Here is a 19,849-nt window from a genome sequence, read left to right as displayed (position 1 = left end):
TAGGAGTCAGGCGAATAAGATCTGAGCAAGCTAAAGGAAAGAGGGTAGGCGGGTAGACAGGAAAAATAGCATTTTCGTCTCTCCCACACTCTCATACGCCCAGACTTCCACTCTACAACGCTCCCACACTCCTACTCTTCCACTGTCAACTAGCCACTAATCATTATGAATGCAGTAGACTACCTCCGGATCAGCTTAATCGACCGCTGTAACTTCCGGTGTCAGTACTGTATGCCGGAAGGTGCTGAGTTAGATTATATTTTGCGGCAACAGCTATTAACTGATGCAGAATTACTCAGCTTAATTGAAGAAGTCTTTATTCCCGTTGGCTTTACGCGGTTTCGGTTAACGGGCGGAGAACCGTTACTGCGTCCTGGGGTCATTGAAATTGTCCGCGCGATCGCTGCTTTTCCTCAAACTCAAGACCTAGCGATGACAACTAATGGTTTTTTGCTCGCGGGAATGGCACAAGCGCTTTACGATGCCGGACTGCGGCGGATTAATATTAGTCTAGATTCGCTCGAGCCTGACACTTTTGACCAAATTATTGGCAATCGCAGTCGTTCACGCTGGCAACAAGTTTGGCAAGGTATTCAAAGTGCGTATCAAGTTGGTTTTGATCCTTTAAAACTTAATGTAGTAGTCATTCCTGGTGTGAATGACCACGAAGTTCTCGACCTTGCTGCCTTAACGATTGACCGTCAATGGCACGTCCGCTTTATTGAATTTATGCCAATTGGCAATTCGCAACTTTTTGGCGATCGCGGCTGGATTGCTTCCGAAGAACTCCGCCAACGCATTCGCGATTCGTTCGGCTTGACAGAATCGCAAGTGCGTGGTAACGGACCTGCGGATGTCTTTCAGATTCCTGGGGCTAAAGGGACGTTGGGATTTATTAGTCAGATGTCCGAATGTTTTTGCGATCGCTGCAACCGGATGCGGCTTTCTGCCGATGGCTGGTTACGTCCGTGCCTACTCAATGAAGGTCATCAAATCGACCTCAAAACGCCCTTACGCGCTGGTGCTGATATGGCACAGTTACGCAAAGAATTACGTCAACTGCTCGCAATTAAACCTGAAATCAACTTTAAACAGCGCGAATCAGGAATAACTGGTGCATACAGCCGCACAATGTCACAAATTGGAGGTTAATTCAATTTCAGATTTTGGATTGACTGCGATTATTGAAAACCTAGCGGTTGAAACCGCAGTTATCAAACAAAACTTACCTTCGTAGGTTTGTAAAAAGATTCTTTAATCTGCGAAGGTGGACTTAGCCTGTTAAGCCGCAACTTTACTCGCTAGGCTAATAATCCAAAATCCAAAATCCAAAATCGTTATGCTTGTCGTGAGTAGTACTCAACAACCAACAACTCGTTAACTTGTAGCGCCACCCACTCGCGCTCAACCAAACTATTCACTCTACCTTCGAGCTTGTTTTTATCAAACTCTAGATGGCTAGGAAGGTTAGCAAGGCCTGGATATTGTAGATTATTTTCTACTAATTTACGTGAAGCTTCGCGGTCTCTGACTTTAATCTCGTCGCCAGGACGACACTGATAACTTGCAATATCGACAACTCGACCGTTAACTGTGATATGACCGTGATTCACTAATTGCCGTGCAGCAGGAATCGTCGGCGCCATTCCCATACGGAAAACCGTGTTATCCAGCCGCATTTCTAATAGTTGCAATAGAACTTGTCCTGTTGAGCCAGTCACGCGTCTAGCACGGCGGACGTAACGTAACAACTGCTTTTCGGTCAAACCGTAGTTAAAACGTAGCTTCTGCTTCTCTTCTAGACGAACAGCATATTCAGAACGCTTCTTACGGTTTTGTCCGTGCTGTCCTGGTGGATATGAACGACGAGCGCTTTTACGAGTTAATCCTGGTAACTCTCCTAAGCGGCGAACAACTCTTAATCTTGGTCCTCTGTATCGGGACATAAGTTCCTCTTTACTACCTTGTCAAACTTCTCCCAAATTGACCATTATAAATCTGTAATAATCAGATTGGCAAAATTAAGCGTCAATAAAACTCCATCAAAGGCTCATCTGGGCTTTAATATAGCGGAAAATAAAATTTTATCGCTTTGAAATACTAATTCAAGTGAAGGTGATATGGCAATAGAAAAAAAGCGTATTCGTGTCGCTGCTACTCCTTTAGCTGTTGCAGCACTCGTCATGTCTACTGTTCCTAGCGCTACGGCAACAATTACAACTTCTTACCGCAATAGCTTTCGTGTTTGTACTGCCCGTCTTTTGAGTGTTGGTATTACCGATGTTGCCGCAGCTAACGCTTGTGCCGCAGCACTCAATCCGCGATCGCTATCGAGTTGTGTTTTAAGCATTGATCAGCGCACAGAAATTGCCGCAACCGATGCACTGGCAACGTGTAGACAAGTACGCCGTCAAGATGATTTAGCCGCTTGTGTCGTCGGAATCAGCCAAACGAGTGAACAACAACCGGCGAATGTTTTAGATTACTGCGGTCGTAGCTTATTGCCAGTACGCTTTGCTGAATGCGTTGTTGGTTTGCGCAGCGAAATTAATTTTACGCCTGTTCAAGCGATGGATAGCTGTATCGATGCTAGCGATCCGATAGGAAATCTTTCTCCTACGTTTATCCCAGAAGGGCAAACACCTGCAATTCAAACAACTCCCGAACCCGTCAGCCCAGTACCACCAGAGGCTCAACCTTCTCCACCACCGACGACGCCAGTGACTCCGTGAGTTAGACCAGGAGAACAGAGGTGCAAGGGAAAATATTTTTTCTGCTAGTTATAGCCCTAGCCAGAAGAGTTAGGACAACATAAAAGCTCGTAGTGATTTCCCTAACCCCTGACCTCTGATCTCTGACCCCTACTATAAACTGACAAGCTCTACCTCAGGAATGAGCATAAGTTGTAGTGCGACAGTGATAATAAATACCAAAAAGCCTTTAGCTGTGCGATTTGCGCTCTTGGTTATGGCAAGGACTTGAAGGAGGATATTATTACTACACAACTTTCACTCAGCGTTATCCCTGATAGTTGGCACGAGCCAGCAATTGCAGAAATTTTATCGCGGGTTGTCGAGATCGCTGATTTTGCATTTGCTAACGCTGCGACGGTAGATTGTAGTGGAGCCTTTCCCGCAAAGGAATTTGAACTCATTGCGCAAGCAAAACTCTTGAGCGCACCATTACCTCGCGAATTAGGCGGGTTAGGTTTAGGGATACAAGCAGGTAAAACGCTACCTTTATTGCTGTTACTTAAACAATTAGGTCGCGGTAATTTATCTGTTGGACGCGTTTATGAAGGTCATGTTAATGCGCTACAACTGATTAACACGTTTGGCACTCCCGAACAAATTGAGGCTTTTGCGGAAGCCGCACGCGATCGCCATAAAATGTTTGGTGTCTGGAATGCTGAAGCTGCTGATGGTGTCAAAGTGATTCCGTTAGCCAATGGCAAGTATCGGCTAGAAGGCTCGAAAACTTTTGCTTCGGGTTGTGGTTTTGTCGAACGTCCATTTGTGAATGGGGCGCTACCTGATGGTAGTTGGCAAATGTGTATTGTGCCGATGGATGAAGTCAAAACTATTGTCGATCCTAACTGGTGGCAACCTTCAGGAATGCGTGCATCGGCGAGTTACAAAGTAGATTTTACAGGTGTGGAACTTGCCCCACTTTACGTGATCGGCAATCCTGGCGATTATTTCCGTCAACCCTGGCTAACAGGCGGCGTGGTTCGCTTTGCGGCGGTGCAACTTGGTGGTGCAGAAGCGTTGTTTAATTTAACGCGGGAATATTTACAGTCACTTAATCGGACGCACGATCCTTACCAAGAAGAACGTTTAGGAAAAATGGCGATCGCTATCGAAAGTGGGCATCTTTGGCTGCGCGGTGCAGCAACTTTAGTCGATGAGTACGCGCCAGTATTTGGTGGTTATGCGGCTGAAGTCCATCCCCAAGCCAGCAAAATTGTTGCCTATGCCAATATGGTACGCACCGCGATCGAACAAATTTGTATGGATGTGATGCAGTTATGTGAACGCTGTGTTGGTACTCGCGGCTTACTCCCACCAAATCCAATAGAACGCGTTATTCGTGACTTGACGTTGTACCTACGCCAACCCGCATTTGATGCGGCGATCGCGAATGTCGGGCAATACGCGTTAGGAAGTGACCAACCTGCAAGTTCGCTGTGGATGCTATGACTCAGATTGTGTCGCAAGCGTTATTAGCTCCAGAGCAAATACCACTCTATCCCGCAAGTGCGATCGCTGATTTTGGTTCGACGCTGATTGTTGCGCCACATCCTGATGATGAATCGCTTGGATGTGGTGGGGCGATCGCTTTATTACAGCAGCTTGGCGTTTCTGTAGAGGTCCTTATTATCAGTGATGGTACTCGATCGCATCCTAACTCGCGTCGCTACCCTGCACCCGCCTTAAGAGACTTACGTGAAAGTGAAACTCGCGCTGCACTCGCGGTGCTTGGTGATAAAGTCGCAGTGACATTTTTCTGCCTTCAAGATGGTGCTGTTCCTAATAGAAATAGCGCTGATTTTAATTTTGCGGTGACTCGCCTGCGAGACTACCTATCCAGCCGTGATGTACAAACAATCTTTCTACCTTGGCGATTTGATCCGCACCCCGATCACCGTGCGACTTGGGAACTCCTCACAACCGCAATTGACACGGCAAATTTATCACTGCGGCAAATTGAATATCTGATTTGGGATTGGGATCCTTTACAGCGCAAAAATAGCAATTTACCCCCAAATATTAAGCCGTGGCGGTTAGATATCGGTACAGTCGTCGATTTAAAACAACAGGCGATCACGGCATATCGTTCGCAAACAACTGATTTAATTGACGATGACCCAGAGGGTTTTCGTTTAACACCAGAAATGCTGGCAAACTTTGCCCATCCTTGGGAACTTTACTTGGAGCAAACCTAATGAATCAACCAAAGCCACCTATGAAGTCGCTGCAACCTCAATATTTTAACGATCTCTATACTGCTGATGAAGATCCTTGGCAGTTTGAGACGAGTGAATATGAGGCGAATAAATACGCAAATACTCTAGCCGCGCTACCAAAACAACGCTACCGCTCTGCGCTCGAAATTGGTTGTTCGATTGGTGTTCTGACTTCGCGTTTAGCCGAACGTTGCGATTCACTGTTTTCTATTGATGCATCGGAAGTTGCTTTGAATCGCGCCATAAAGCGCTGTCAGCATCAACCTCATGTTAAGTTTCAACTGATGCAAGTGCCACTTGATTACCCGCAAGGAACTTTTGATTTAACTTTAGTTTCCGAAGTTGGTTATTACTTATCGCGGGATGATTTAAGAAAAGCGCAAAAATTGATTCTAGAGCATCTAGAATCAGGAGGGCATTTGCTGCTTGTCCACTGGACGCTATATGCCGAAGATTACCCATTGTGGGGCGATGAAGTTCACGATTCGTTTATGGAACTAACCGATTCGCACTTGCGGCATTTGCACGGACAGCGGGAAGATCAATATCGGCTTGACTTGTTCGAGCGGGTTTAGATGAATTGGAGTTTTGCGTAAGTGACTTAAACGCGATCGCAGATCAGCGATTGCTTGAGAAATTTCTTGGTGAGAGTCTCGTTCTAACTCAATAGCTTGTTTTTCTTTGACGCGTTCTAGCAATAAACCAAACGTAGGCGACTGATGCAATTCTGCGGTTAGCCAAGCTAGCGAAACTCCCCATTCGTGTGCGCACTGTGCCATTTCATAATCACTGAGTTGGTGAAAACGCGATCGCATCCACAGCGATCGTAACTTCCGACGTGCTTGCAGTTTTTGTTCGCTTCGTGCTACAGATTCAACAATAAACGGCTGATGTTTGTGTCCCATCGCCGTCCATTCGCGTAACTGATTTGCTAAGCCATTTTTGGCGCGTCCGGTTTGTCGTGCTGAAGTGATGACTTTCACCGCTGGACTATGACGAAATCTTGCATCAACGCGTAATAATGCCTGATAGAAAGCAACATCTTCGGGTGTTCGTACCGCAGGTATCCCACCTACACGAGCATACATTTGGGCTGTTACGGCTACACTTGCACCATAATGCTGATAATGCCGAGGCCAGGATTCGCACGGTTCAGGATCGAGATAAGTTTCGAGTTCGGTTAAGAGATAGCGATAGCCTACTTCACGCAAGTAACATAACCGTGCATAAGGATCTAATCGACTGCGTTCGGCACAATCTGTAATAATTCTCCCGCCAACAGCATCCGCACCGCGAGTGATTTCCTCTAATGTAGCAGCGATCCAAGTCGGGGCTACGCGAGTATCGCCATCGGTTGAAGCAATCACGCCGCGATCGCGTCCAATACTCATCAAGCGACGATACGCTTCATTCATCAAAAGACGCCGCACTTTACCGATATACGCTTCCGGTTTGGGCAAGGTGATTTCTACGACGTGGAGTGCTAATGATGCGTGTTGCTGAGCAAATTTTCGCGCGATCGCTACCGAATCATCACAACAGTTGTTCGCTAGTAGAATAATTTCGTAGCGGCTGTGATGCAGTGGTTTGCCGTGTAAATTGATTTGATGTGCTAAGGCATTGAGGGTCGCAACTAAGTGTTCAGCTTCATCTCGCACTGGCACAACAACGCATACTTCGCATTCTATAGCAGGAGGCTCGACGACTAAAGGCTCAACAGATGCTTCCTCTAACACTGCATCCGCATGGGCTGCTGTTTGCTTCCCAAAACGCTCAATCCCCTGCATATTAATTTATTCCTATACCTACAGCAATTGCCTCAGTGTATCGATTTCTACTTTATTTTTAATCTACTTTTAAGCTGATTTTGTTATATTAACAACGTCAATCTTAGGTATTTTCTACTACAACCAATCAACACAATTTCACTCAGTTAATTTAAAGTTTGAGCACCAAAAATGAAATGATAAGAATAACCGCTAAAGCTATAAATCAAATTACACTTTGGTAAACCACATATTGCCAGCAATAGCAAGCATCAGCTAATTTCATTTATACTTTGACAGTGAAAGTCTTTGGTGTTTTTTCTGTAACTAGATAATTTTTTTGATAGTACTAAAAAATTAAGTTAAGTAGATGTAAGCGATTTGATGTCACCTATTCCTAGCACAGAAAATCAAAAAACGAGGTGATGGGGAGTTTCAATTATCAATTTCCAATGACCAATTACCAATTCAAAACTCAAATAAAACTGCTGGTACTCGATATCGATGGTACAATCGCCGGAGAATCAAACACAATTCGCCCTGCGGTACGTCATGCGATCGCTGCGGCAAAAGCTAAAGGTGTTGAAGTCGCACTAGCGACAGGTCGAATGTATTGCTCTGCCTTACGCTTTCATGAAGATATTAACTCAACAATGCCATTGTTAGCGTACCAGGGCGCTTGGATTCAAGATCCGCATACGCAAAAAATGCATCGTCATTTACCCGTTGCCAAAGCAACTGCGCATCAGCTGTTAGATTACTTTGAGCAACCGCAACTGCGATCACTACTATCGGTTCACTTTTATATCCGCGATCGCCTATATGTGCGCGAACTCACCCCAGAAACTCAACTCTACTCAGAACGTTCGGGAATTGAACCAATTGCTGTTGGTGATTTGCGTCAAGTTCTCATCGACGAACCCACAAAAGTGTTAGCCCTCAGCGATGATATTGCTTTGATTGATCGTCTTTTAGGCAGTTTGCGCCAGCGATACACGCCAGCGGAACTGTACATGACAAAATCAGTTGCGACTTTTTTTGAAGCAACTAATCCATTAGTCAATAAAGCGGCGGCCGTGCGTTACTTAGCCGAAGAATGCTTAGGTATTCAAGCGGCAAACGTGATGACAGTTGGCGATAATTTTAATGATGTGGAAATGCTGGAATATGCAGGGATTGGCGTTGCCATGGGTAATGCACCGTCAGCAGTTAAAGATATTGCGCAATGGGTAGCGCCAACTGTTGAAGAAGATGGCGTAGCAGCAGCAATTGAAGAATTTATTTTGCGAGATAAGGCAATTTAATCGTTGCCAGTTAATTAAAAGCTTTGAAAGGCATACGTTATTTTGTAACAATCCTTACAAACTCAGAAAGGGTACCGACGACTGGCCGTGTTTCGTCTCGGTACCCTGACTGGTTCGCTCCTCACACACTTGCAATATTATATGAACTCTGTTTATTTGTCACTGCCTTACACAAAATTTTCTATCTAAAGGCAGAAGTTACAAATATTATAAACGGCTTTTATCCTATAGTTCGGTTGGTGCATAAATTCCCAACTTGTCGTTTAGGAGTACAGCTAAAAGACGTTGAGTCAATAGCGTTAAGCCCAATCGTGCTTGCGCTAGATGTAGATGATCGCGTCTAACTTCACCCCAAATCCGACAGTAGGCATAAAAAGTTTGCCAAGCTTGACATAAATCAACTGCTATTTTTTCCCAGTGCGGTTTAAAGTTAGGACTGGGACAGTATAAGTTATCAAATGACACTAATAACTGCTTAATTAAAGCCTGCTCAGCTGCATGGTGACAAATAAGTTGTTGTTGAGAATCTAGAAAAAAAATTGGTGTAAGCGCGGGTGGAAGTATCTCTTCACGCACAGCTAGCTTTAATACTGAGTAACAACGAGCATGAGTATATTGAAGTGTAAAGGAAGAGGGGATATTATTTTCTTTTTGTAGGCAATATGTTTCCCTCTTTGGAGGATGTGTTATTGAGTACTGTAGCCAAGCTGCGATCGCGCAATCTGTTAATTCTAAATAAATTAGCCCTGGCGATACTATACGCGTAGCGATCAATGTTGAGCCAGTATTTTCTGTTGCTAATTTTTGCCGTATGTCATCCGCAATTGCTTTAGTGTTAATGAAGTCAATCAATCTCATCGCAATTTGGATCGCCGGTAGCTTTTGTATTGCACTCAGATGCAAAGCGATCGCCCATACATAAGTAAATCCACAGTCTTTTTTTTGGCACCAAGAAACATTCAGTTGCGGCTGTAGTGCCAGTCTGTAATTTAGTAAGTATAAATTGAGTGCTACTTGCAGGTGCGGCAATAACACTTGTTTAATTACACGATAGTCAGCGGATGACAAAGAAGTTCACTCTAAAATTTGTTATAAACGGTCATCGTTAAAACAACTCAAAATATGTCACTGATTATTGCTTGTACAGATCTACAGCGTAGCGCGGTTATGGCTTCATACTTAGTGAGTTACAATCGCTACCAAAATTTTACTGAGAACATTAAGTGATTTTTATTACATATTTATTGTGACGAAGATCACTGACAGAATAATTTGTAAGGATAAGTATTCCAGGCAAGATGTCGTCCTTTTGGAAGTGACATTGCTTGTATCGAGAATGTTTCACTTTTACCAAACTTTAGGTTGCTTTAAGATTGAAATACGCGATCACTAAAATCAAAAACTGCAAAATTTAGTAAATAATAAGTAACATCTAATACTAGGATTGCTTTGCAAGACCTATAAAACAAATGTAGAGTTAAGCTAACTAGTAGCCGATAATTACACTGGTCTGTTAAGTGATCTTTGTCGCATTAACATACCCGTAACGGCTGCATCTTGTTGTAACGTTTTCGGCTAAAAGCCAAATGCTTCGACTTATGCATTCTCCATCTATGCAGTCCCCAACATTTTCAGAAACACCAAGACCATTTTTGACTTGGCAACGAATTCTCGATTGGGCGCAAGAACACTACCGAGTTCGTTCATTCAACAAAGATGAGCGAATTCCTGCACGGCCAGGGCTACTGTATTTAGTACAACGTGGTGCAATTAGACTTGTCGGTACTGCCCAAGTCAGCGCTACAGCCAGCCAGTTAACTTCTCGCCGAGTTAACCGAACTCCAGAGGAAGCTTTTTTAGGCTTTGTTGGTGCTGGACAGCCCTTTGAAATTGTTGCTCAATCACCGTTTACACTCCAAGCCTATGCTCATGTTGACCAAACTTCCGTAGTGTGGATGTACTGGCACGATCTAGATAATTGGCCGCATTTTCGACGCGAAGTTCTCGATGCTTTTCGTTATCAGCACCAACGAAAATTATTGTGGCTGAGTGCGTTAGGACAACGACGGACAATTGATCGTTTATTAGGATTTCTGACACTCTTGGTTGAGGAGTATGGCGAACCGTCTTTTAGTCCAGAAGATCCGGAAGTGCTGCGTGGCTATTGCTTACCATTTCCACTGACACACGCCCAAATAGGCAGTGCAATTGGTTCGACACGAGTCACTGTTACTCGGTTGATGGGTAAATTACGTCAACGCAACTTGTTGATTACTCAGGGTGATAATTTAATTTGTTTGCCAGCCGAGTCAGTGAATATTGCCAAACGGTAAAATTATCGTGCGCGACTCAATGCGCTTAACACGCACAATGTCAGCGAATTCTAACAAAACCCGTTTGCTCGATCAGTTCTTGCCCTTGTCCTGTCAGGAGAAAATTAGCATAAGCATTTCCAGCTTGCTCGTCGGTTTGACCGTTTTGTTTGACGACGACAAACAAGTTACGTGTAATCGGATAGTCACCCGTTTGAAAAGCTTCAAGATTGAGGCGATTACGTAATCTTGGGCATTGAGATAAAGGAACAAAAGGTACTTGATAAGGCGGAACAAATTCACCTGATGCGCGCCCTATCGGTAGGGATTTGACGGTACATTGCGGGACAACTTCTGGTGCTGAGGCATAGTAAATACCACCAGGAGTTACCGCTAATCTGCGCAGCGCTTGAGTTGTGTCGGCAACAAATTCTACATTAGACCCGAATGATTGATTCGCAAGGATATCTTGCACAAAAAACTCAACTGTGCCACCATCACTCATTTGGCGCGAAAGCGGTACTATTGATAGATTTGGACCACCGAGTTGATTCCAATTGGCAATTTTGCCAGTGTAAATTGCGCGAACTTGTTCGATCGTCAGTCCAGAAAGATTTAAATTCTGGTTAACAGCGATCGCCAATCCATCAATCGCAACGGCTACTTGGCTCAAACCAAAGCCTCGTTGTTGCGCGCGGGCAATTTCTTGATCCACTAACGGTCTAGAAGACTGTGCAAAAGCAATTCTCCCATCAATCAACATCCGAATTCCGCTTGCTGAGCCTGGTGTTTCGCCCGTAGGATCGACATAGCGTAAGCGAAACTCTGGTCGCGCCGCTTGAATTGCTGAGTCAACTGCTAAGCGAATTGGTGCCCAAGTCGTACTACCACCATAGTTAAATAGTCCATTAGGCACATTTTGAACTGTGGCAAAATTACTGCTAGATTCACTTGAAAGCAGCGGTGGTGCATTGGCATCAGTAGCGGTATCTTTTGATTGCGGCTGAGTGAGTATTCCTAGATTGATACCACGATTGGCAAGCAACCATAATCCACCGCCGACAATTCCTACTGTGATTAAAAAAGTTAATACAAGAACGGCAGTTTCATTCTTTTGAGACATAGGATTTGATAAGTAGCTGGGTGCATAGCGTAGAGTAATGACTGGTCATTGGTAGCTGGTGATTAGAAGATTACCTATTACCAATTACCTCACATTTTTAGCTTTTTCTAGCGAATACTGACAAATCCTGCTTGCCTAATTAATTCTTGTCCTTGATTGGTGAGGAGTAAGTTAGCGTAAGCTTCACCTCCTGGTTGATCGATTTGCTCATTTTGTTTGACAACTACAAACAACCTTAGAGAACGCGCTTTGCGCAGACCTACGGTTCAGGAGTCAGAGTTAAGATTTCGTTAAGGCTAGGTTTTTGAGTTGCTATCATGTCTTAACGTTGTTGACCATTGCTCTTCGAGCTTGCTCTGCCACAATTGACTTAAAAGATTGAAGCAAGTAGTTTGTATACCAGCCTAAATAAAGCTGTCAGCGCGATCGCGGCTGCACCTGCGACTAAAGCTAAGAACAAAATATTGTGTATTGTTAATCCACTCTGTAAAGCTGGAACAAATAAAATGATCGCCAATAGAATACCGACAAGAATTAATATATCTTTAGCATCAAGCCAACGTCGAGTTTGGGCAATAATCAGCATTCCTAAAATTAATCCAGCTACCCCCAGTGCGATCGCCGACGATTGCACCAGGCTGTAAAGTGCGATTGCGAGCAATCCTCCAGCAAAGCCACTTAGTCCCGCACCTGCTAAGAGTTCCAACAGTGAAAATGCTGCTGGTTGATGAAAGTAGGGTACGGTAGCTGGAGTTGGAGGTGACGTTACTGGCGGTGGTGCGGTTGTCGCAGCAGCGATCGCGGTTAATACTTCTTGGGCAGAGTGAAAGCGTTGGTTAGGTGTGATTGACAGCATTCGATCGAGAATGTCTGCGATCGCAGGGGCAATATCGGCGTGTGTTCTCCAGTGCCAGCGATTATTGTAAACATCAAACAATTCAACCGTTTTTTTACCCGTGAGTAAAACCAGCGCAGTAACGGCTAAAGCATACAAATCTGTTGATGGATAAACATCCCCGCCAGACATTTGTTCAGGTGGCGCGTATCCCTGCGAATAGATTCCTGTCGAGCCTTTTGTTTGCGTAGCTGCGGTTGTGACTTGTTTGACTGCACCAAAATCGAGCAAATAGAGCCGCCCGTTGCGATGGCGCATAATATTAGAAGGTTTGATATCGCGATGAATCGAACCGTGTTCGTGAACAAATTGCAGTACAGGCAGAATTGCTTGCAATACTTCTACGACTTCATTGGGTGAAAACTTGCCTTTTTCTTCTAATTCCTCCTCTAAATTTTTGCCATCAATGTATTCCTGTACCAAGTAGAAAAACTTGTCTTGTCCACCAGGCTGCAAACTCTGTACTGTTAATTCAAAAAAGGCATACAGGTCAGGAATTTGGTCGTTTTGACTGCCGAGTTCCTCTAAAACTGCGGCTTCCCGTTCAAATAATTGCTGTGCAATTTGTAGTTGAGTTGGCGTTAAATAGCCAGCAGGTTGAAATTGCTTAACAACACAGCGACGCATTCCTGGAGTATAGCGATCGCGTGCCAAAAAAGCTGCACCGAAGCCCCCTTTTCCGAGCAGACGAAGCGGCAAATAGCGCCCCACCAAAATCAACGGCATCCCACAGGCAGTGCAGTATTTTTGTTGAATTGTTTTTAACGTGGCGCTGTCGTCTAAATCCGCAAAATGATTTTGGGGGCGGGGGCAACTGGAACGAGTGCAGTAGACTTTCATCAATGGGGGGTCAGGGGCTAGGCATAGTTTTCACTCCAAATTCCCATCACACAATTAACCACCAGCGGGGTGGGGTGTGACTTCTTCTTCATCAAAAGTTTCTGGTACAATTGGTCGTTGCGATTTCAACACATCTTTGTTCCAACCTGGTTTAGCAAATTGCGGTAAGATTTCGTTGATAAAGGCTTCTGCGGCTTTTGAGCGGTAACGATTTGGGTTAACAATGACCGATAAAGTCCGCTTGACAACCACACCTTCAATATTGGCACAGTGTAATCCTCCCATTTGCAATTCTTTAGTGATCGCTGTGATGGAAACGAAAGCAGCACCTAACCCTGATTGCACGGCATTTTTGATCGCTTCGATTGAATTGAGTTCCATTTCGATTTTGAGACGACGCGTATCAATATCGCAGCGCGTCAAAACTTGATCGATAACTTTACGAATTGTTGATTGCGAGTCGAGCGCAATGAACTGTAACTTGTAAAGATCGTCTTTATAAATTGTGTCTAGCTTCGCAAACGGGTGCGATACAGGCAATATCAGTGCTAGTTCATCTTCCGCATAGGGAATAATTTCTAGCGAATCTTGCAATTCAGATGGGACTTCACCACCAATAATCGCAAGATCGACTTGCCCATTCGCGACACTCCAAGCTGTACGGCGTGTTGAGTGAACGTGTAATTGCACGGCCACATCAGGATATTGTTGTCGAAATAAACCGATCATCCGTGGTAAAAGATACGTTCCGGTCGTTTGCGAGGCACCAACGATCAGCGTACCGCCTTGGAGATTTTGCAGGTCTTCAATGGCGCGACAGGTTTCCTGGCAAAGTGTGAGAATTTTCTCACCATAGCTCAGCAGAAGATAACCGGCTTCGGTTAGTTGTGCTCGGCGTCCTCCTCTGTCGAATAAAGGAACATCCAACTGTCGCTCTAAGTTTTGTACTTGGAGACTGACAGCAGGTTGTGAGACATATAGACTATCAGCAGCACGCTTGAAGCTCCCTTCGGCGGCGATCGCTTTGAGAATGCGTAACTGATCTAAAGTAAAAGGAAGGTCAGACATACGGCTAAACCCACGAAGATGAAAGGAGACTTCAGGCAACCAATTCGGCTTAACGGTCACACCTAAATGGTTCATAGCCTGCTTATTTAGGAGACTTAATCTAGAACTTGACACTATCACAACTCATTTCATTCTGATTAAATCGCTCCTGTTGAATACTTTGTGCTATTGGCTGTACTAGACGCTAGTTTTCTTCTAACAATTTTATTTACATAGTTTTCTCTTGGTCTGCTTAGCGACGCGATCGCCCCAGTTATTTAGCTGCGTTGCCACTTTGGGTAAAAAAACGCCTTAGTGCGCAACTTTATTGTGTCGTCTTTGCTTTGGTAAGTTTGCCATTGCTAGTCGTCTTCATCATTTACGCTCTTGATTACACTATGAAAGTTGGCACTTGTGACAATTTCAGGGAGTTTTCAGGGTAGGATCAGTCGTTTGGGTGTTGTCAGTTTTGTATTTCTTATATTCAGCTACGTTCAATCTACTAGAAATTGCCTCCATTCAGAAACCCCAAGTTCGTCTTTATGAAACTGGCATGATTTGCGGCACGGCGCCTACCTTGTGGTTGGCAGTTTTAAACGCGTCCTGCATCGTTGATTTGGCGTTTGGCGTGGCGATCGCATCTTCATAAATCGTTACGAAAGAGCTTTTGCTCGCGTTATTTATTATTCATTGTCTAGCGATTCGCCGAGGCAAACAAACGCTGAAACACCAAGAATTACTCTGTGCTGCTTTTCTAGGTGTTGCTGTTTTTGTAATTTTACTGTGGTGATCTTACCCACTTTTATGCAAGTACCTATTAAAGGAAATTGGTGATGTATACTCCCAAAAGGATAGATATTGCTTACTATAAGCGATCGCCAAACGTGCATTTATTTAGAATGTTCATTAACTTTGCCCGAATTTGTCAAAACCGCTACAACAATTGATCCCACCCTTTTGGCTATAAAGTATGAATCAAAAATTTCAGTCTACCAATTGATCCCAAATTGATGTAGCATGGTTCAAAATAGCTACTAAAAATGAGCGGCAACGCATGATTTCAAGATAAATGTTGTCAAAGTTTTAATATATTATTTCAATGACCAGGGTCAGGTAGCTAATTTAATAACAAAACTCGATAGATGTACTTAGAGGAAGCATGGTGTTGTCGGTTAGTGAGCGAACATTTACTCAAGAAGTTTTAGAATCTCCTATCCCTGTTCTTGTGCATTTTTGGGCACCTTGGTGTGGTCTATGCCGCAGCATTGAACCTCTGTTGTTACAATTCCAAGATCAATATCAACATCAAGTCAAAGTTGTTGGCGTTAATGCTGATGAAAACTTTAAACTTGCTAATTCGTTTCGGCTAACGACACTGCCAACATTGATTTTGCTCGACAAGGGAAGCCTCAAGCACCGCTGGGATAGTTTCCACGGATACGCCGAACTACGTGCAGAACTAGAAAGAATTCAACTTCAATACAGCGAAAATCAAGAAAATAAGCTTTGTTCGATTGCGCGCGCTAGCACATCTTTAAGCGCTGAGTGGGAATGTCGCTTAGCTTAAGCAAAGATATACAGACACAGGCACAAAGGAAACTGAAAGACTAGGAATGATGAGCCACAAACAAAAAGATTCTATTCAAAACTTGTGACCAACCACTAATCACTGTTTGAATCACAAGTTGCATGGCTCAAAACCAACAACTATTTTTAGGAATCCCACTGATATTTCAGTCATGTGGGCTATTTTATGGTAAAACCCTTGTGTCACAATTGTTAACAGTTTGGTCAAAATAGAAAAGAATTATAAAAGTAGGCGTCAGTGATGGAAGCAATCTATCAGTATGCCTGGCTCGTTCCGGTGTTACCTTTGGTCGGGGCAATGCTGGTCGGTCTTGGGTTAATCTCGTTCAATCAGGTGACGAACCGCGCGCGACACTTAAATGCGGTATTTGTCGTCTCCTTGTTAGGTGCAGCAATGTTTCTCTCGATAGCATTGCTTGTCAGTCAATTCCAAGGACACGCGCCTTACGTCCGCACGTTAGAATGGGCAGCCGCAGGAAACTTTCACCTGACAATGGGCTACACCATTGACCACCTTACCGCTCTGATGTTGGTAATCGTCACCACAGTAGCTTTTTTGGTGATGGTATACACCGATGGCTACATGGCTCATGACCCTGGGTATGTACGCTTTTATGCATATCTGAGCCTGTTTAGCTCATCGATGTTAGGTTTGGTTGTTAGCCCAAACATCGTCCAAATCTATATTTTCTGGGAACTTGTAGGGATGTGCTCGTACCTACTCGTTGGCTTCTGGTATGATCGCCCAGCCGCAGCAGATGCGTGCCAAAAGGCATTTGTTACCAACCGCGTTGGCGACTTTGGCTTACTACTAGGAATTCTAGGCTTGTACTGGGCAACCGGCAGTTTCGAGTTTGACGCAATCGGCGATCGCTTGCAAACATTAGTGGAAACAGGATCGCTTAGTAGTATCCTTGCTGCCCTCTTTGCAATTCTAGTCTTCTTAGGTCCTGTTGCTAAATCGGCTCAATTTCCCCTGCACGTCTGGCTACCAGATGCAATGGAAGGTCCGACTCCAATTTCGGCATTAATCCACGCCGCGACGATGGTTGCTGCTGGAGTGTTTTTGATTGCGCGGATGTACCCCGTCTTTGAAGGCATACCCGCAGCAATGAATGTCATTGCTTTTACAGGCGCGTTTACTGCGTTTTTAGGGGCAACGATCGCCATCACGCAAAATGACATAAAAAAAGGCTTAGCCTACTCCACTATTTCTCAGCTGGGATATATGGTGATGGCAATGGGCGTCGGCGCGTATAGTGCAGGGTTATTCCACCTGATGACGCACGCCTATTTTAAAGCGATGTTGTTTTTGGGTTCGGGTTCTGTGATTCACGGGATGGAAGCCGTCGTTGGACACGACCCAGCTTTAGCGCAAGATATGCGAATGATGGGGGGATTGCGGAAATTTATGCCAATTACCGCCGTAACCTTTTTGATTGGCACGTTGGCAATTAGCGGTATTCCACCCTTCGCAGGTTTCTGGTCTAAAGATGAAATTTTGGGTTCTGCCTTTGCCGCCAATCCCTTTTTGTGGTTTGTTGGTTGGTTAACAGCGGGAATCACTGCCTTTTATATGTTTCGGATGTACTTTTCCACGTTTGAAGGTAAATTCCGTGGCAATCAAACCGAAATTCGCCAAAAGCTGAAATCTGCCGCAGCAAATACGTTAATGAGTCCTTCGCCGCTTGCACCTAACTTTGGTCCTGGGGCAATGAATACACGAGAACTCGCAACTTTATCCGATTCCCACGATCATGGACATAGCGAACATCCCCATGAGTCACCTTGGACGATGACGCTACCGCTCGTTGCCCTCGCGATTCCTTCAATCTTTATCGGTTTGGTAGGTACTCCTTATGCTAACTACTTTGAGGAATTCATCTATCCTCCGAGTGAAACGCTAGCTGAAGTGATCGAAAAAGTCGCCGAGTTCGATCAAACCGAATTTTTCATCATGGCAGGTAGTTCAGTCGGTATTTCCTTGATTGGCATTACCTTAGCGTCGTTGATGTACTTGTTCGGTAAGATCGACCCCGCCGCGATCGCCTCATCAATCAAGCCACTTTATGAACTTTCCCTCAACAAGTGGTACTTTGATGACATTTACTATCAAATCTTTGTCTTAGGTAGCCGCCGCCTCGCGCGACAAGTGATGGAAGTTGACTATCGCGTTGTTGATGGTGCGGTTAACTTGACAGGCTTCTTCACACTCATTAGTGGTGAAGGCTTGAAATACCTAGAAAATGGTCGCGCTCAATTCTATGCCCTGATTGTATTTGGGGCTGTGTTAGGCTTAGTGATTGTTTTTGGTGTGACTTGACGTAGGGGCGAGGAGTCAACAGGCAAGGGGCGAGGAGAAATGTTAACCCCAAGTTCCCTACTCCCTATTCCCTACTTACTCCCTAATTAACTATGAACATCGCTAATTTTCCCTGGCTGACGACAATAATTTTGTTGCCGATCGCCGCGTCACTGTTAATTCCCTTTTTACCTGATAAAGATGGTAAAACAGTACGCTGGTACTCCCTCGTCGTGGGATTGATTGATTTTGCACTGATTGTTTGGGCGTTTTATTCTCAGTATGATTTGGCTAATCCCAATTTACAGCTAGTGGAAAGTTACTCCTGGGTACCGCAGCTAGATTTAAATTGGTCGGTGGGCGTAGATGGCTTATCAATGCCTTTAGTGATTTTAACTGGGTTTATCACAACGCTCGCAATGTTAGCAGCTTGGCCTGTAACGCTCAAGCCGCGGTTGTTTTACTTTTTGATGCTGGCAATGTACGGCGGTCAGATTGCTGTGTTTGCTGTCCAGGATATGCTACTGTTTTTCCTGGTCTGGGAACTCGAACTTATCCCTGTATACCTATTGCTGGCAATTTGGGGCGGTAAAAAGAGGCAGTACGCCGCCACAAAGTTCATTTTGTACACAGCAGGTGGTTCGCTATTTATCTTAGTTGCAGCCCTGACAATGGCGTTCTATGGCGATACCGTGACGTTTGATATGCGGGCGATCGCCGCCAAAGATTACGCCTTAAATTTTCAATTATGGGTGTATGCGGCTTTGTTAATTGCCTACGCGGTAAAACTTCCTATTTTCCCGTTACATACCTGGTTACCAGATGCGCACGGGGAAGCAACTGCCCCAGTGCATATGTTACTGGCAGGAATTCTCCTCAAAATGGGCGGCTATGCCTTAATTCGGATGAATGCGGGAATGCTACCCGATGCGCATGCTTATTTTGCACCAGTATTGGTCATTTTAGGAGTCGTCAACATCATCTACGCGGCGTTAACATCTTTTGCGCAGCGTAACCTCAAGCGAAAAATTGCTTACTCTTCAATTTCGCACATGGGTTTTGTTGTGATCGGTATTGCGTCATTCACCGATTTGGGCTTGAATGGTGCAATGCTGCAAATGATCTCGCATGGCATGATTGGCGCAAGTTTATTCTTCTTGGTAGGCGCAACTTACGACCGCACCCATACCCTGATGTTGGATGAAATGGGTGGCGTCGGACAAAAAATGCAAAAGATGTTCGCCATGTGGACAACGTGTTCAATGGCTTCCTTAGCTTTACCTGGAATGAGTGGTTTTGTCGCTGAATTGATGGTCTTCGTTGGCTTTTCTAATAGCGATGCCTACAGCCCCACGTTTAAAATCATCGTTGTCTTTCTTATGGCAGTTGGTGTCATTTTAACGCCAATTTACCTGCTATCAATGCTCCGCGAGATCTTCTACGGACCAGAAAATAAGGAATTAGTTTCGCACGAAGTCCTTGTTGATGCAGAACCCCGTGAAGTCTTCATCATTGCTTGTTTGTTAGTACCAATTATCGGTATTGGTCTATACCCCAAGATCTTGACACAAGTCTACGATGCAACAACAATACAACTTACCGAAAGGTTACGAGATTCTGTACCGACGTTAGCAACTCAAAAAGCTTCAACTTTGTCCTTCCGCGCGCCAGCGATCGGAAATTAAGTAACAAGCATAGTTCTAAAGT

The 19,849-nt window shown here is 44.5% G+C and carries 16 protein-coding genes and 1 pseudogene; 10 read left to right on the top strand and 7 right to left on the bottom strand.

What is annotated here, in order from left to right; genetic code table 11:
• Positions 1-165: 165 nt before the first annotated feature.
• The gene (moaA, locus tag NIES1031_RS00150) at positions 166-1,152 is read left to right on the top strand and encodes a GTP 3',8-cyclase MoaA (protein ID WP_073547558.1); all 987 of its coding nucleotides are present in this window, start codon (positions 166-168) and stop codon (positions 1,150-1,152) included.
• A gap of 185 nt (positions 1,153-1,337) precedes the next feature.
• Here moaA and rpsD read toward each other — a convergent pair whose 3' ends face one another.
• Complete coding sequence (rpsD, locus tag NIES1031_RS00145) at positions 1,338-1,946, bottom strand: 30S ribosomal protein S4 (RefSeq protein WP_015187211.1); 609 nt, start codon at positions 1,944-1,946, stop codon at positions 1,338-1,340.
• Between the two features lie 174 nt (positions 1,947-2,120).
• On the opposite strand from rpsD, the gene NIES1031_RS00140 reads away from it, so the two are divergent.
• The 4 genes from NIES1031_RS00140 (at position 2,121) to NIES1031_RS00125 (ending at position 5,541) form a co-directional block, all read left to right on the top strand.
• Positions 2,121-2,732: a hypothetical protein gene (locus NIES1031_RS00140; protein WP_073547557.1), complete on the top strand. Its 612-nt coding sequence runs from the start codon at positions 2,121-2,123 to the stop codon at positions 2,730-2,732.
• 246 nt (positions 2,733-2,978) lie between these two features.
• Entirely contained in the window at positions 2,979-4,199 is a 1,221-nt protein-coding gene (locus tag NIES1031_RS00135; RefSeq protein WP_084544212.1) for an acyl-CoA dehydrogenase family protein, read from the top strand.
• On the top strand, positions 4,196-4,945 hold the full coding sequence (locus tag NIES1031_RS00130) for a PIG-L deacetylase family protein (protein WP_073547556.1): 750 nt from the start codon (positions 4,196-4,198) through the stop codon (positions 4,943-4,945). The genes NIES1031_RS00135 and NIES1031_RS00130 overlap by 4 nt, the downstream gene beginning before the upstream one ends.
• Positions 4,945-5,541: a class I SAM-dependent DNA methyltransferase gene (locus tag NIES1031_RS00125; protein ID WP_073547555.1), complete on the top strand. Its 597-nt coding sequence runs from the start codon at positions 4,945-4,947 to the stop codon at positions 5,539-5,541. Before NIES1031_RS00130 ends, NIES1031_RS00125 begins: the two co-directional genes overlap by 1 nt.
• Here the strand turns inward: NIES1031_RS00125 and NIES1031_RS00120 are convergent.
• The gene (locus NIES1031_RS00120) at positions 5,464-6,753 is read right to left on the bottom strand and encodes a glycosyltransferase (protein WP_073547554.1); all 1,290 of its coding nucleotides are present in this window, start codon (positions 6,751-6,753) and stop codon (positions 5,464-5,466) included. The genes NIES1031_RS00125 and NIES1031_RS00120 overlap by 78 nt on opposite strands.
• A 431-nt stretch (positions 6,754-7,184) precedes the next feature.
• Between NIES1031_RS00120 and NIES1031_RS00115 the strand changes: the two genes are divergently transcribed.
• Positions 7,185-8,036: a Cof-type HAD-IIB family hydrolase gene (locus NIES1031_RS00115; protein WP_236738657.1), complete on the top strand. Its 852-nt coding sequence runs from the start codon at positions 7,185-7,187 to the stop codon at positions 8,034-8,036.
• A gap of 225 nt (positions 8,037-8,261) precedes the next feature.
• Here the strand turns inward: NIES1031_RS00115 and NIES1031_RS00110 are convergent, their stop codons facing one another.
• Positions 8,262-9,104, bottom strand: a complete 843-nt coding sequence (locus NIES1031_RS00110; protein WP_143167670.1) for a DALR anticodon-binding domain-containing protein — start codon at positions 9,102-9,104, stop codon at positions 8,262-8,264.
• Between the two features lie 545 nt (positions 9,105-9,649).
• On the opposite strand from NIES1031_RS00110, the gene NIES1031_RS00105 reads away from it, so the two are divergent.
• Positions 9,650-10,369, top strand: coding sequence for a Crp/Fnr family transcriptional regulator (locus tag NIES1031_RS00105; RefSeq protein WP_015187219.1), 720 nt, complete (start codon positions 9,650-9,652; stop codon positions 10,367-10,369).
• 40 nt (positions 10,370-10,409) lie between these two features.
• Here the strand turns inward: NIES1031_RS00105 and NIES1031_RS00100 are convergent, their stop codons facing one another.
• The 4 genes from NIES1031_RS00100 to NIES1031_RS00090 form a co-directional block, all read right to left on the bottom strand.
• A complete protein-coding gene (locus tag NIES1031_RS00100; RefSeq protein ID WP_073547551.1) occupies positions 10,410-11,471 on the bottom strand; it encodes a substrate-binding domain-containing protein in 1,062 nt (353 codons plus the stop codon).
• A 107-nt stretch (positions 11,472-11,578) separates the two neighbouring features.
• Positions 11,579-11,704 (bottom strand): hypothetical protein, encoded by a 126-nt coding sequence (locus tag NIES1031_RS23545; RefSeq protein WP_407919475.1) that lies wholly within the window; start codon positions 11,702-11,704, stop codon positions 11,579-11,581.
• 137 nt (positions 11,705-11,841) lie between these two features.
• Positions 11,842-13,206 carry a serine/threonine-protein kinase gene (locus NIES1031_RS00095; RefSeq protein ID WP_073547550.1) on the bottom strand — a complete coding sequence of 455 codons (1,365 nt, stop codon included), beginning with the start codon at positions 13,204-13,206 and terminating at the stop codon, positions 11,842-11,844.
• A gap of 54 nt (positions 13,207-13,260) precedes the next feature.
• Positions 13,261-14,274 carry a LysR family transcriptional regulator gene (locus tag NIES1031_RS00090; protein ID WP_073547549.1) on the bottom strand — a complete coding sequence of 338 codons (1,014 nt, stop codon included), beginning with the start codon at positions 14,272-14,274 and terminating at the stop codon, positions 13,261-13,263.
• A 1,138-nt stretch (positions 14,275-15,412) separates the two neighbouring features.
• Between NIES1031_RS00090 and NIES1031_RS00080 the strand changes: the two are divergent.
• From NIES1031_RS00080 to ndhD1, 3 genes and pseudogenes are all read left to right on the top strand, one after another.
• Positions 15,413-15,724: pseudogene (locus NIES1031_RS00080) on the top strand (thioredoxin family protein); the annotation flags it as partial.
• 357 nt (positions 15,725-16,081) lie between these two features.
• A complete protein-coding gene (locus NIES1031_RS00075) occupies positions 16,082-18,163 on the top strand; it encodes an NAD(P)H-quinone oxidoreductase subunit 5 (protein ID WP_073547547.1) in 2,082 nt (693 codons plus the stop codon).
• Positions 18,164-18,261: 98 nt separating this feature from the next.
• Positions 18,262-19,827 (top strand): photosynthetic/respiratory NAD(P)H-quinone oxidoreductase subunit D1, encoded by a 1,566-nt coding sequence (ndhD1, locus tag NIES1031_RS00070; protein ID WP_178378025.1) that lies wholly within the window; start codon positions 18,262-18,264, stop codon positions 19,825-19,827.
• Positions 19,828-19,849 lie beyond the last annotated feature (22 nt).

It is taken from the genome of Chroogloeocystis siderophila 5.2 s.c.1, from assembly GCF_001904655.1.
Lineage (GTDB): Bacteria > Cyanobacteriota > Cyanobacteriia > Cyanobacteriales > Chroococcidiopsidaceae > Chroogloeocystis > Chroogloeocystis siderophila.
This window is presented reverse-complemented; position numbering and strand designations above follow the sequence as displayed.